11 protein-coding genes and 1 pseudogene are annotated in these 13151 nt (G+C 69.0%); 2 read left to right on the top strand and 10 right to left on the bottom strand.

Annotation, left to right across the window (positions count from 1 at the left end; all coding sequences use genetic code 11):
- Positions 1 to 548 (bottom strand): annotated as a pseudogene (locus HXX10_RS23660) (EAL domain-containing protein); the annotation flags it as partial.
- A gap of 202 nt (positions 549 to 750) precedes the next feature.
- On the opposite strand from HXX10_RS23660, the gene HXX10_RS23655 reads away from it, so the two are divergent.
- Positions 751 to 948, top strand: coding sequence for a heavy-metal-associated domain-containing protein (locus HXX10_RS23655; protein ID WP_296525727.1), 198 nt, complete (start codon positions 751 to 753; stop codon positions 946 to 948).
- A 74-nt stretch (positions 949 to 1022) separates the two neighbouring features.
- Here the strand turns inward: HXX10_RS23655 and HXX10_RS23650 are convergent, their stop codons facing one another.
- From HXX10_RS23650 to HXX10_RS23615, 8 genes are all read right to left on the bottom strand, one after another.
- A complete protein-coding gene (locus tag HXX10_RS23650; RefSeq protein WP_296525726.1) occupies positions 1023 to 1811 on the bottom strand; it encodes an ABC transporter ATP-binding protein in 789 nt (262 codons plus the stop codon).
- Entirely contained in the window at positions 1808 to 3043 is a 1236-nt protein-coding gene (locus tag HXX10_RS23645) for an ABC transporter permease (protein ID WP_296525725.1), read from the bottom strand. Before HXX10_RS23645 ends, HXX10_RS23650 begins: the two co-directional genes overlap by 4 nt.
- On the bottom strand, positions 3040 to 3213 hold the full coding sequence (locus tag HXX10_RS23640; RefSeq protein ID WP_296525724.1) for a hypothetical protein: 174 nt from the start codon (positions 3211 to 3213) through the stop codon (positions 3040 to 3042). Before HXX10_RS23640 ends, HXX10_RS23645 begins: the two co-directional genes overlap by 4 nt.
- Positions 3214 to 3284: 71 nt before the next feature.
- Positions 3285 to 4292, bottom strand: a complete 1008-nt coding sequence (locus HXX10_RS23635; RefSeq protein ID WP_296525723.1) for an efflux RND transporter periplasmic adaptor subunit — start codon at positions 4290 to 4292, stop codon at positions 3285 to 3287.
- A 48-nt stretch (positions 4293 to 4340) separates the two neighbouring features.
- Positions 4341 to 5513: a class I SAM-dependent methyltransferase gene (locus tag HXX10_RS23630; RefSeq protein WP_296525722.1), complete on the bottom strand. Its 1173-nt coding sequence runs from the start codon at positions 5511 to 5513 to the stop codon at positions 4341 to 4343.
- A 76-nt stretch (positions 5514 to 5589) separates the two neighbouring features.
- Entirely contained in the window at positions 5590 to 6981 is a 1392-nt protein-coding gene (locus HXX10_RS23625; RefSeq protein ID WP_296525721.1) for a glycosyltransferase family 1 protein, read from the bottom strand.
- A gap of 128 nt (positions 6982 to 7109) precedes the next feature.
- Positions 7110 to 8732, bottom strand: coding sequence for a glycosyltransferase family 39 protein (locus tag HXX10_RS23620; protein ID WP_296525720.1), 1623 nt, complete (start codon positions 8730 to 8732; stop codon positions 7110 to 7112).
- Between the two features lie 148 nt (positions 8733 to 8880).
- Positions 8881 to 10233 (bottom strand): aspartate aminotransferase family protein, encoded by a 1353-nt coding sequence (locus HXX10_RS23615; RefSeq protein ID WP_296525719.1) that lies wholly within the window; start codon positions 10231 to 10233, stop codon positions 8881 to 8883.
- A gap of 289 nt (positions 10234 to 10522) precedes the next feature.
- Between HXX10_RS23615 and hisS the strand changes: the two genes are divergently transcribed.
- The gene (gene hisS / locus HXX10_RS23610) at positions 10523 to 12088 is read left to right on the top strand and encodes a histidine--tRNA ligase (protein WP_296525718.1); all 1566 of its coding nucleotides are present in this window, start codon (positions 10523 to 10525) and stop codon (positions 12086 to 12088) included.
- A gap of 124 nt (positions 12089 to 12212) precedes the next feature.
- Here the strand turns inward: hisS and HXX10_RS23605 are convergent, their stop codons facing one another.
- Complete coding sequence (locus tag HXX10_RS23605; RefSeq protein ID WP_296525717.1) at positions 12213 to 13088, bottom strand: DMT family transporter; 876 nt, start codon at positions 13086 to 13088, stop codon at positions 12213 to 12215.
- Positions 13089 to 13151 lie beyond the last annotated feature (63 nt).

Genomic DNA, 13151 nt, shown 5'->3' with positions numbered 1-13151 from the left:
GCCGGCGCCGCGGCGACAGACGACGCGACCGGAGCCGGGACAGCGGCCGGAACCGTCGGGGCGACGGCCGGCGACGCCGTGACCGGTGCAGCCGCGGGCGAATCCCCCTGGCGCGGGGCCGTATAGGGACTGCCCGGGGCGCCCGAGCGCAGCAGCGTGTCGTGGGTCGTGACCGTCTCGGCCAGATGGGTCAGCAGGGTTCCGAGCTCGCTGATCTCGTCGGACAGCGGCTTGGCCGCCTCGCCCACCCGGTCGAGCACGCCGTCCAGCCGGCTCTCCATGGTGGCCACCCGGCGGCCGAGATCGATCACCTGGCGGGCGAGATCGGCGGTGCCGCGGGACAGGTCGGCGATCGGGCCGCTCGCATCGGTCCGCTCGCGCTGGCGCAAGGAGGCGGCGTTGTAGACGGCGAGCCCCGTGAAGGCGACCAGGGCGACCACGGCCGACTCGGCGCCGCTGGTGCCGAGGTAGAGGTACATCAACGCGCCGACGGAGCCGGCGATCAGCGCCATGCAGAGGCCGACGAAGATCGCACCGAGGCGGGCCATGCGCAGCTCCGGGAACGGCGAGGTTGCGGGATATCAAGGTGATTCGCCGTTCCGCCCCCCACTGTCGACAACCCCGGCAGGGGGTGCAAGCGCCGCGCGGCCAGGGCGGTGGAAATCCGTCATGCGCCTTCGGCGCCTTGCCGATCCGGCCCCCGGGGCCCAGCTAACCGGTACGTCTCGAAGCGGAAAGGCCGACACCACCATGGTCACACTGAATGTCACGGGCATGACCTGCGACGGCTGCGTCAAGGCGGTCGAGCGCATCATCAAGGCGCAGGACCCGCAGGCCAATGTCACGATCGACCTCGGCAGCGGCCGGGTCGACGCCACCACCTCGGCCACCCCGGCCGCGCTGGTCGAAGCCATCGAGGCGGCCGGCTTCGGCGCCAAGGCGGCGTAAGAAATAGAAGCTCTCCACGGTCATTCCGGGACGCGCGCCTCAGCGCGCGGACCCGGAATCCAGCCGCACGCTCCTCATCCGGGACTGGATTCCGGGTTCGCACCTTCGGTGCGCCCCGGAATGATCATGTTCCGACGCGGGGCGACCACCACCCGCTCGTCACCGACCACGGCGCCGTCCATCAGGGCGATGCGGCGGTCCATCCGTCGCGCGATGTCGAGGTCGTGGGTGACCGCGACCACGGTCTTGCCGCCGGTGCGGACCAGATCGCGGAGAATCTCGAACACCTGCTCGCTCGCCTGCGAATCGAGCGAGCCGGTCGGCTCGTCGGCGAGCACCAGCGGCGGATCGTTGGCGAGCGCGCGGGCGACGGCGACGCGCTGGCGCTGGCCGCCGGAGAGCTGGTCGGGCCGCTTGGCCGTGTGATCGCCGAGGCCGAGGGAGCCGAGCAGATCGAGGCCGCGCTCGCGCATCGCCTTCGGCGAGAGCGCATCGAGCGCCCGCATCGGCAAGGTGACGTTGTCGAGCACCGTGAACTCGGGCAGCAAAAAGTGGAACTGGAAGACGAAGCCGAGCGTTGCGAGCCGCGTATGCGCCCGCTCCTCCTCGCTCATGCCGGCCGTGGCACGGCCGCGAATCAAGACCTCGCCGGCGGTCGGCAGATCGAGCAGGCCTAGCAGATAGAGCAGCGACGATTTTCCCGAGCCCGACGGGCCCGTGATGGCGACCAGCTCGTTCTCGCCGATCGCGAGATCGACGTCGTGCACCAGTGTGGTCGGCACGATGCCGGGCAGGATGCGGGTGACGCCGCGCGCCGCGATCAGGGGCGTTCCGGTCGACGGGGCGCCGTCGGTCGCGCTCATGTCGCCCCCCGGATGATCTCGACCGGATGCAGCCGCGCGGCGCGCCGCGCCGGCAGGAAGCCGGCGACCAGCGAGGACACCACGGCGACACCGGCCGCCATGGCGTAGTGCAGCGGCGACCAGGCGATCGGAATGTGGGTGACGTCGGTGAACGGATTCCGGATCTCGACGGAGCCGAGCGCAACGCACAGGCCGAAGCCGAGCGCGAAGCCGAGCACTGCGCCGAAGCACCCGATGATGCCGGCCTCCAGCACGAAGATGCGACGCACCGTGCGCTCCGGCAGGCCGAGCGACTTCATGATGGCGATGTCGCGCGCCTTCTCGTGCGTGATGGTCGAGATGATGTTGTAGGTGCCGAAGCTCGCCACCAGCAGGATGGCGCCGACCACCGTGTACATGATGATGTTGCGGATGACGAAGGCGTTGAGCAGATCCTCGCTCGCCTCCTGCCAGGCGACCGACTTGTAGCCGGTCTCGCGCTCGATGCGGGCCGCCGTGCCGGGCGCCGCCAGCGCATCGGCGAGCCGCAGCCGCAGCTCGTTCACGAGGCCCGTCTGGCCGGCGAGGATCTGCCCGGTCTTGACCAGCACATAGGCGGTCGTTTCGTCGACCGAGCGGACGCCGGCATGGAACAGGCCGACCACCTGGGCGGTGAGGCGGATGCCGTCGCTGGTCTGCACCGTGATCTTGGAGCCGGGCCGGGCGCCGATCTTCTCGGCCAGCCGGTCGCCCAGGATGATGGCGTTGGTGGTGCTGTAGAGCGCCGCGAGCGAGCCCTGGCGGATCTGCTTGGGCAATTCGGAGACCGCCGCCTCGCGCCGCGGCTCGATGCCGACGATGGACGTGGCGACGTCGCGCGAGCTGTAGCGCAGGATGCCCTGGACCTTGACCGAGGGCGCGATCGCCCCCGGCGCCCACGACTCGATGGACGCCATCGTGGCCAGCGGGTTCTTGATGCCGCGCCGGCGCGCCTCCGGCTTGAGCCCGTCGATGCGGGCGGCGTCGTAGAACTGCTCGGCCGGCTGCGGCGGCGGGGCGCGGCGCTCGTCGGAGACCGCGACATGCGGCATGGCGTTGACGAGCTGGCGGACGAAGTCCTGCTGCGAGCCCTGCAGCAGCGCCGCCATCATGATCGAGAAGCCGACCCCGGTGGCGACGCCGGCGACCGCCACCAGGGTCTGGCGGGCTCGCGCCCGCACATGGGTGAGCGCGACATCGAGCACGAGACTCATACGTCGACTCCCCGGCCGATGCCCATTGCTGTACCGAACAGGCCCAGTCGTGACGCGCGGCGAATCTCATCGTCATCGGCGTCATCGCCGGGCTTGACCCGGCGATCCAACATTCTACGAACAAACACTTTTTTGCGTTCTGGATGGATGCGCGGGTCAAGCCAGCGCATGACGGGTTCTGTGCATGGGGCGAGATCCGTGCATGCCGTAGCGCTTTCGCGGGGACGAGCGGAAAAGATATTCATGGCTTGCGCGGCGTCGGCCGCACCCGGTCGCCGTCGTGCAGCGGATCGGACGGCAGCGGCGACACCACGGCCTGCCCCTCCCCGACCCCGGACAGGATCTCGACGCCGCGGGTGCCGCGGATGCCGGTCTCGATGGCCTGCCGGCGGACCCGATCGCCGTCGACCAGGAACACGGCGCTGTCCAGCACGGCGTCGGCCGGCACCAGCAGGGCGCCTGGCTTCTCGCGCACCACCACGTTGGCCTCGACGCTCATGCCGGGCTTGAGCGGCGTGTCGTCCGGCAGGGCGACGCGGATGCGGTAGGTCTTTGCCACCGGGTCGCCCATCGGCGTGATCTCGTCGACCTTGCCCTCGAGCCGCTGACGCGGAAACGCGTCGGTGCGGAACAGCACGAGCTGGCCGACCGCGACCCGCGGGATATCCTCCTCGTTGACCTCGGCGACCACCCACAGCGGCTTCGGCACGCCGACCCGGAACAGCACCGTGCCGGCCTCGGCGATCTCGCCGATCTCGCCGTCGCGCCGCAGCACGACGCCGTCCATCGGCGCCGCGATGGCGTAGTTGGCGAGCTTCTCCGACTGCACCGCGATCAGGGCCTGGATCTGGCGGTGATCCGAGGAGGCGCGCTCGTAGGCCTGGGTCGAGGCGATGCCGCGGCCGACCAGCTCGGTGACGCGCGACATCTCGCGGCGGAGAAAATCCTCGCGCGCCTTCAGCTCGTCGAGCTGGGCGCGCAGCTCGCGGTCGTCGAGCCGAACCAGCACGTCACCCTTGGCGACCGTCTTGCCCTCGCACCGGCACAGCTCGATGATCCGGCCGCGGATCAGGCTGGTCACCTTCGACCAGCGCACCGGCTCCACGGCCCCGGTCGCGTAGACGATCTCGGCCGCGGTGCCGCGCGCCGGATTCACCACGGTCACGTCGCGACCGCGGCCGTAGAGGAACCACCACGCCGCGCCGACGGCGAGACCGAGCAGCAGGATCACGACAGCACGGCGCAGCATCGGCCCCTCATCGGACAGCGGCGGCGCGACGCCGCGCCGGAGCCGACGTCACCGCGGCGAATCGACCTTTCGCGCCAGCATGGCGAACGCATAAGCATATTCGGGACCGGCGCGCCGACCAAGCACGCGCAGAATCTCGACCACCTCCGGATCCTCGTCCGTGATCGTGCGCACGTGCTCGTCGATGCCGGGAAGACCCCAGTAGGGAAACAGCAGGATGCCGTCGGCGTGCTCCGGCTCGAAGCCGGCGGCGCTCAGGAGCGCCGTCGTCTGCGGCAGCGAGAACTCGGCGATGTGCTGGTAGTTGGTCTTGAACTCCGGATAGCCGAGCTTGCGGGCCATCACCTGATTGAGGCTGCCGGTGTTGGCGACGGTGAGGAACAACCGGCCGCCCGGCCGGGTCACCCGGCCGATCTCGGCGAGGACGTGGGCCGCATCGCGCACATGCTCGATGGCGTCGACGAACAACACGGTGTCGAAGGCCCCGTCCGGAAAATCGAGGCGATGCGCGTCCATGGCGGCGAACGTGAACCGCGGCTGGTCGCGATGCCGCTCGCGCGCGATCTCGACGGCGGCGTCGGAGACGTCGACGCCGACCACCCGCTCGGCCGCCGTCAGGATGCCGGCGAGCCGGCCGGACCCGCAGGCGACGTCGAGCACGGTGTCGCCCGCCCCGTCGCCGACCCGGGTGGCGATCAGCTCGTCGATCTCCTCGTAATAGGCCTTGTCGCGCCGCGTGTCGTAGCGGTAGCCCCCGGCGCGCCAGAACGCGTTCATGGCGTCGCGGAACTGCACGTCGTCGAGGGTCTCGAACTTGACGATCTGGCCGCTCTCGGACGGCAGCGGATCGGCCGCCGGCGGCGCGGCGTCGAGCGCGGCGAGGCGCTCGGCGAGCGCCCGCAGATGCACGGACTCCCGGTCGAGCGCGGCCGTCCGCCCGGCCGGTCCGAACACGACGAACACGGCGTTGGCGAACAGCGGGATGGACTCGTGGGTGATGCGAGCCAGCACGGCCGGGGCGATCTGCGCGAGCTCGCCCTTGTGGACGACCGCCCAGTCGTAGCGCGCGTCGGGGTGCAGGCGCGTGTCGGCATACCGGTAGATCCGGTCGAACTGCCACCAGAAGATATCCGGCGCCAGGATGCGCTCGCCGGGTCGCGCATGCGCGCCGACGAAGGCCGCCGTCTCCGACCAGTATGGGTCATGATGCGGGAACGACATGACGTTCGACCTCACCTCGTCGGTGCGACAGCGAGGCGCCGGCCCGCATCGTCTCCCGCGACAGAAACCCGGCGCCTCAGGCGCAGCCGAGGCTCCCGTACAGCGCCGCAACCTTGGCCCGATAACGCGCGGCTGAAAACCGCTCGGCCTGCGCCCGGCCCGCATGGCCGGCGGCCGCGATCTCGTCCTCGCGCCAGCGCGAGACCGTGCGGACGGCCTCGCACAGCGATGCGCCATCGTACGGGTCGATATAGACGGCGGCATCCCCGCACACCTCGGGCAAGGCGCTGGTCTGCGAGGCGATGACCGGCGTGCCGAGCGCCATCGCCTCCAGGGCCGGAAGCCCGAAGCCCTCGTACAGCGACGGGAAGACCAGGGCCCGCGCCCCCTGGATCAGGGTCAGCAGCATGTCGCGCGGCACGTAGTCGAGAACCATGACCCGCGGCTGCAGATTGGCCCGCCCGTCCGGCACCGGGTTGCCGATGTGATGAAGGACGTGGCCGTGCCGCAGCTCCTCGGCGGACAGTGCGCCGCGCGGCCCGCAGATCACCAGCGGATACGGGCTGGCGCTGGCGATGTGCGCTTCGATGGCCCGAGCCGTGTTCTTGCGCGGCTCGATCGAGCCGACCATCAGGAAATAGCCGCGCAGGCCTAGACCGAGGAAGGTCTGCAGCAGCGCCTCGGTCGTCGCCGGCGGACGGGCCAGCACGGCGTCCGGAATGTCGGTGGCGAGCCCGGTGTTGACGACGCGCGACTCGTCGGCGCCCAGGATGGTCACGATGTCGCGGCGCGACGATTCCGAGTCGGTGGCGATCACGTCGGCCGTGTCGACGCAATGCTTCACCAGCCGGAAGTACAGATCCTTGTTCTCCAGCGTGTAGTAGGGCAGCCGCAGCGGGATGAGGTCGTGGATCGTGTAGATGTTCTTCGCCCCGCGGACCCGGATCGGCAGGTTCCAGGTGAAATGCGCGACCGCGACCGGCTCCGGCGGCGTCACCTCCAGCATCCGGCCGGTGGCGTCGAAGTAGCGCATCGACGCGCGGAACACGTCGTTGACGTTGACGAGCTCGTCGAAATGCCCGAGTCGGTCGCGCATGACCTTCATCTCGACCACGTCGGTGTCGTCGATCTTGACCGGGGTCGTGCCGCCGACCGAGTAGCCGAGCTTCATCGCCAGGGTACGGGCCGAGAAGATCGGGTTCCTGACCCACCACGGCACGCCTTCGCGGGTCATGGTGCCGACGCTCGATTTCTCACTGCCCGGATGATCGAAGGCGAGCACGGCGCGGGGCGGCATGGGCTTCTTGGCCGAGCCGCCATGCCGACGCCGCTGCCGCCCGCCGGTGAGCAGCGTCACGGTGTGGTCCAGCGCGTGGACGGTCCGGGTGAGGACCCGCGCAAACGACGCGATCCCGGTGCCTTCGGGGCTCGCTGTACAGAACGTGTCGACGAGCACGCGCTTCGGCATGGATCGGGGGGCCCTCGGTCGCGATCCGAACACCGGACCGGCCGACGCTTATGGCATGCCTTCGGGCCGACCGAAACAGACAGAAGCCCGAACCGGCGCATCATAGCGCGCCGGTCCGACGTCCTGCGTCACGACGGCGGCACCGCCGCAGGCGGCACCGCCGCAGGCGGCACCGCCACAGGCGGCAGGATGATCAGCGGCGCCCCGGCGGGCGGCACGATGGCGTATTGCAGGCGCACCGGCGCGACCTTGCCGCCGGCCTGGCGCGGCAGCATCACGCGGCCCCGCACCGTCGCGCCCGGGAACGTCTTCATCCACTCCTCGGCCAGCGCCGCGCCCTGCTCCTCCCAGACGATCAGCACGCCGCGCTTCGTCACGTCGTCCATGTCGATCCACGGGCTGAGCCTGGGGTCGCCGTGGACGATGACGTGCGGACGCGTCGGTCCATAGACGGCGACATTGTTGGCGGCAAACTCGGTGCCGGCCACATAGGTGAGCGGCCGCCCGGTCTTCTCGAAGAAATCACGTGAGACGATGTCGGCGAGGCGGCGGCCGGGGAACTGGGTCGCCTTGGGCCGGTCGCGCAGCATCGGCTCGACCTCCTCGACCGCCACATAGGCGAGCGGCATGATCACCATGACGGCGATGACGGCGGCGGCGAAGCGCCACAGCCGCACCGGCTCGAACGGCTGGTCGCGCCACGCCACGATGGCGAGCGGCAGCACGCTCCACAAGGGATAGCCCCACATGGCGACCGGCAGCCGGCCGAGCGGCAGCGCCACCAGGGTCGTCACCAGGAACGGCCCGATCGCCAGCCAGGCGAGATAGCGCCGGTCGAACGCCCCGGAGCGGATCACGTTGGGCTCGACCTCGCCGATCGTCAGCGGCGCCGTCGTGATCCGCCACGGCGCCGGATAGAGCAGTGCCACGAGGCCGAGCGTCGGCAGCAGGAAGAAGAGCTGCCCAAAGCTCCATTGCAGCGGAAACCAGACGTACTGCCACCAGTGCACGGCCGTCTTGGCGCGCGCGTCGACATAGCGGAACGGCAAGAAGTCGCTCTGCACCAGCGCCCAGGCATTGGGCGCGATGACGAGGACAAAAGCGATCGCCATCACGTAGGGCCCCGGCGTGCGCCACGCTTTTCGCGCGTCGCGGTCGACGAGAAGAAAGAGGCCGAGCGTCGCGGCGAGCGCGAAGGCGGCGTATTTGGACCAGAAGGACAGCGCCAGAAACGCGCCGGCCAGCGCCCAGTCGAGCACGCGCAGGCGAGCCTGCTCGCGGGTCAGCGCGCGGTGGAAGAACAACGCGGTCAGCGCCCAGAATGGAAGCTGGCACTGGTCGTGCGCGAACTTGACGACCGAGAAATTGAAGAAGTGCAGCCCTTCGAGGGCGAGCACCGCGAGCAAGGCGGGAAATCCGCCGACGATGTCCTTGCCGAGCCGCCAGACGGCCCACATCGCCACGGCCGCCGACAGCGGCCCGAGCAGATAGACGATCCGCACGTCGCCGGTGAGCTGATAGAGGCCGGCGGCGATCCACCACGGCAGCGGCGGATGCTTCCAATAGACGAGCTGCCACTCCTTGCCGAGCGCCAGATCCTCGGCGAGGTCGAGCTGCAGGTTGGCGTTGAGCAGAGCCGGCATCATGGTCCAGACGAAGACATGCACGACCAGCACGATGATCAGCACGTCGAACGGCTCGCGCCGGGCGAAGTCGACGAGCGGCACCAGGCCGAAACGGCGCGAGGTCATGGGAGGCTCCGCGACGAGCTACGCATCGCTTTCCCGTCATTCCGGGGCGCGCCGCAGGCGCGAGCCCGGAATCCATACTCACAGACAGGGGTTATGGATTCCGGACAGCCGAGCTTCGCTCGGCTTCCGGAATGACGGAAAAGGAGCCTCATGCCACCGCCTTGATGATGCGCGCCGTCTTGTCGACGATCTCGCCGATCTCGGTCTCGGTGACGATCAGCGACGGCGACAGCGCGATGGTGTCGCCCGAGATTCGGACGATGGCGTCCTGTCGGAAGAAGCCCTCGTCCATGGCGGCGTAGCCGCGCTTGCCCGGCCCGTCCGGGCTCGGCGCCAGGTCGATGCCGGCCGCGAGGCCGACGGTGCGGATGTCGAGCACGTTGGGCAGGCCCTTCAGGCTCATCACGGCATCGGCGAATTTCTGCTCCAGCGCGGCGCTGCGCTCGAACAGCTTCTCGTCGCGATAGAGGTCGAGCGTCGCCAAGCCGGCCGCGCAGGCGAGCGGGTGGGCCGAGTAGGTGTAGCCGTGAAAAAGCTCGGCCACATGCTCGGGCCCGCGCATGAATGTGTCGTAGATGCCCTTGCGGACCAGCACGCCGCCCATCGGCACGGTGCCGGACGTGACGCCTTTCGCGAACGTGATCATGTCGGGCTCGACGCCGTAGCGTTCCGCCGCAAAGCACGGGCCGAGCCGGCCGAACCCGGTGATCACCTCGTCGAAGATCAACAAGAGGCCGTATTTGTCGCAGATTTCGCGGAGCCGCTTCAGATAGCCCTTGGGCGCCGGCAGCACGCCGGTCGAGCCCGCCATCGGCTCTACAATGACGGCCGCGATCGTGGAGGCGTCGTGCAGGCCGACGATGCGCTCCAGCTCATCGGCGAGATGGGCGCCCCACTCCGGCTCGCCCTTGGTGAAGGCCTGCTGCTCGCGATTGTACGTGGTCGGCAGATGGTCGACGCCGGCCAAAAGCGTGCCGAACAGCTTTCGGTTGGGCACGATGCCGCCGACCGAGATGCCGCCGAAGCCGACGCCGTGATAGCCGCGCTCGCGGCCGATCAGCCGCGTGCGGGCGCCCTGCCCGGAAATGTTCTGGTACGCCAGCGCGATCTTGAGCGCGGTGTCGACCGCCTCCGAGCCCGAGTTGCAGAAGAAGACGTGGTCGAGATCGCCCGGCGCGAGCTGGGCGATGCGGCCCGCCAGCTCGAAGGCGGCCGGATGGGCGTGCTGGAAGGCCGTGACATAGTCGAGCTCGGCCGCCTGGCGCTGGATCGCGGCAACGATCGGGTCGCGGTTGTGGCCGGCATTGCAGCACCACATCCCCGCGATGGCATCGATCAGGGCCCGCCCGTCCGCCGTGTAGACGCGCATGTCCTTGGCCCGCACCACCAGCCGCGGTGCCTTCTTGAAAGCGCGGTTGGCCGTGAACGGCATCCAGTAGGGCTCGAGATCGTTGGGCACCCCGGCGGGGGTCTGGGCGGCGGCCTTGGCGGCGATCGACATCTTTGCAGGCTCCTACGGACGGCGCCCGCCGCCCGGCGGCCGGACCCTACCCGGATTTTTCCGCCAGCGGAACGGCTTGCCGGGCCGGATGGGGTGAGTTATCGACGGCAGCCGGCCGCGCGGGCACGCGTTTCCCCTCCGTCATTGCCGGGCTTGACCCGGCAGTCCATCCTTCTGAAAAGAATGTCTTTTTCGAAGATGGATACGCGGGTCGAGCCCGCGTATGACGCGCAGAGTGTGGACGAGCGCGCGTGCGCGACGACGCGATACGGAAAGAGTCACGCAGATCATGGCCACCGACAAGAAGAGCAAGCTCAAGGCGCGGCTGCCGCGCGGCCTCGCCGACCGCGGCCCGGGCGAGATCGCCGCGACGCAAGCGATGATCGACAAGATCCGCGCCGTCTACGAGCTGTACGGTTTCGAGCCGGTGGAAACCCCCGCGATCGAGTACACGGACGCGCTGGGCAAGTTCTTGCCCGACCAGGACCGGCCGAACGAGGGCGTCTTCTCGTTCCAGGACGACGACGAGCAGTGGCTGTCGCTCCGCTACGACCTCACCGCGCCGCTCGCCCGCCACGTCGCCGAGAATTTTCAGAACGTCGCCCTGCCCTATCGCTCGTATCGCTTCGGCTGGGTTTTCAGGAACGAGAAGCCCGGCCCGGGCCGCTTCCGCCAGTTCATGCAGTTCGACGCCGACACGGTGGGCAGTGCCTCGCCGGCGGCGGACGCCGAAATCTGCATGATGGCGGCGGACACCATGGAGGCGCTGGGAATTCCACGCGGCTCGTATGTGGTGAAGGTGAACAACAGGAAGGTTTTGGACGGCGTGCTGGAAGCCATCGGCCTGGGCGGCGACGCGAATGCCGGCCGCCGGCTCACGGTGCTACGGGCGATCGACAAGTTGGATCGGCTCGGCATCGAAGGCGTACGTCAGCTTCTGGGCGAAGGCCGCAAGGACGAGAGCGGGGATTTTACCAAAGGCGCTGGACTGGAAGACTGGCAGCGAGACCGGGTGCTGCTACTTTTTGGGTGGTCTCAAGGCTGGACCGAGACCGATCTCGATGGACAACAACGAACTCTATCCGACGTTCGAACAAACGTTACGAAATTGCAGCAGTTTGGGTCTCTGAGCGACTCGAATGCCTTAATTGATAACGGCGTCGAGGAGCTTCGAGCCATTGCCGAGCTGGTTTCGGCGTCAGGATACGACGAGACTCGTATCCGCATCGACGAAACCGTAGTTCGCGGCCTGGAGTACTACACCGGCCCCGTCTACGAGGTGGAGCTACTGCTCGACACCAAGGACGAGAAGGGGCGGCCCGTGCGGTTCGGCTCGGTCGGCGGCGGCGGGCGGTATGACGGGTTGGTATCGCGCTTCCGCGGCGAGCCGGTGCCGGCGACGGGTTTTTCCATCGGCGTGTCGCGCCTGCAGGCGGCGCTGCAGCTTCTGGGAAAGATCGACACCACGCCGGCGCCCGGCCCGGTGGTGGTGACGGTGTTCGACCGCGCCCGTCTCGCCGACTATCAGAAGATGGTGGCGACGCTGCGCGCGGCAAAAATCCGGGCCGAGCTATTTCTCGGCAATCCCAAAAACATGGGCAACCAGCTCAAATACGCGGACCGGCGCAGGAGCCCGTGCGTCATCATCCAGGGATCGGACGAGAAAGATCACGCGAGCGGCGTGCCGCACGTGATCGTCAAGGATCTGCTGCTCGGCGCCGAACTGGCAAAGCTCGACAAGGACCGCGAGGACTATCTGCAGCGGCAGGCGGACGCGCAGTTGCTGGTCCCGCAGGACGATCTCGTCGCCGCGGTCCGCAAGGTCTTGGACCGCCACGACGTACGGTGGGGCTGAAGGAACTCCGTCATTCCGGGGCGCGCCGCAGGCGCGAGCCCGGAATCCATAAACACAGTCCGGGGTTATGGGTCCCGGGCTCGCCGCTTCGCGACGCCCCGGGATGACGAGGCAGCGCCGTCTGTCACCGTCTGAGCTGGAACGCGAACAGCGCCGCGATCATCACGGCGGCGCCGACCGCCTGCACGGGCGCAAAAACCTCGCCCAGGAAAATCGCGCTGAGGATGGTGGCGAGCAGCGGCTCGAGGTTCATGGTCAGGGCGGTGCGGAACGGGCCGATTCGCGTGGTCGACATGAACAGCACGGCGACGCCGGTCGTGGTCGTCACGGCGAGCAGCACGATCCACAGCCAGCCGATCGCCACCACGGGCGGGACGAAGTGCAGCGTGGCGAGCGAGCCGACGCCGAACAAAACTGCCGTGGCCAGCCCCGAATACCAGGTGCTCAGCCGCGCGTCGGCGCGCATCAGCAGCTTGCGGCTGATCAGCAGCACGGCGATCCGGCAGGCGGCGCCGGCGAGCGCGTAGACAATCCCGAGCACGCTGAGATCGCTCGGGGAGGCCCCGATCATCACGGCGAGGCCGACGAAGGCCGCCAGCGCCGCCAGAAACCCGCGCCAGCCGAGCGTCTCGATGCCCATCAGGGCGCCGAGGAGACCGGTGACCAGCGGATAGATGAAATAAGTGAGGATCGCCATCGGCACAGTCAAAAGCTCGATGGCCTTGAAGACGCAGAAGATGATGCCGGCGTAGAGCACCCCGACCGCCAGGGCGACGCGGCGCTCGGTGCGGGTCAGCGGCACCGGAGTGCGGCCGAGCCCGATCCACAGCCCAGTCAGGCCGATGCCGAGCACCGAGCGCGCCGTCGCCATGGTGATCACGTCGGTGCCGGTCGCCAGCGCCACCTTGGTGAACAGGTCGGCGCCCGCGAACGCGACCGCCCCGGCGAGGCCGGGGCCGTAGTCGTGGAGCTTGCGGCCGATGTCCGAACGGGAGTTCACGGAACCTCGCTGGTTTCACCCTCCCCTGGGTTCCGCGGCTTCGCCGCGGCGGGAGGGTCGGGC

Source organism: Rhodoplanes sp. (assembly GCF_013377085.1).
GTDB lineage: Bacteria > Pseudomonadota > Alphaproteobacteria > Rhizobiales > Xanthobacteraceae > Rhodoplanes.
This window is presented reverse-complemented; position numbering and strand designations above follow the sequence as displayed.

Coding starts and splice junctions, on each gene's coding strand:
- HXX10_RS23625 (WP_296525721.1), bottom strand. CDS start 6,981: ATGCCGAAGCGCGTGCTCGTCGACACGTTCTGTACAGCGAGCCCCGAA.
- HXX10_RS23630 (WP_296525722.1), bottom strand. CDS start 5,513: ATGTCGTTCCCGCATCATGACCCATACTGGTCGGAGACGGCGGCCTTC.
- HXX10_RS23645 (WP_296525725.1), bottom strand. CDS start 3,043: ATGAGTCTCGTGCTCGATGTCGCGCTCACCCATGTGCGGGCGCGAGCC.
- HXX10_RS23620 (WP_296525720.1), bottom strand. CDS start 8,732: ATGACCTCGCGCCGTTTCGGCCTGGTGCCGCTCGTCGACTTCGCCCGG.
- HXX10_RS23615 (WP_296525719.1), bottom strand. CDS start 10,233: ATGTCGATCGCCGCCAAGGCCGCCGCCCAGACCCCCGCCGGGGTGCCC.
- hisS (WP_296525718.1), top strand. CDS start 10,523: ATGGCCACCGACAAGAAGAGCAAGCTCAAGGCGCGGCTGCCGCGCGGC.
- HXX10_RS23650 (WP_296525726.1), bottom strand. CDS start 1,811: ATGAGCGCGACCGACGGCGCCCCGTCGACCGGAACGCCCCTGATCGCG.
- HXX10_RS23655 (WP_296525727.1), top strand. CDS start 751: ATGGTCACACTGAATGTCACGGGCATGACCTGCGACGGCTGCGTCAAG.
- HXX10_RS23640 (WP_296525724.1), bottom strand. CDS start 3,213: ATGCGCTGGCTTGACCCGCGCATCCATCCAGAACGCAAAAAAGTGTTT.
- HXX10_RS23635 (WP_296525723.1), bottom strand. CDS start 4,292: ATGCTGCGCCGTGCTGTCGTGATCCTGCTGCTCGGTCTCGCCGTCGGC.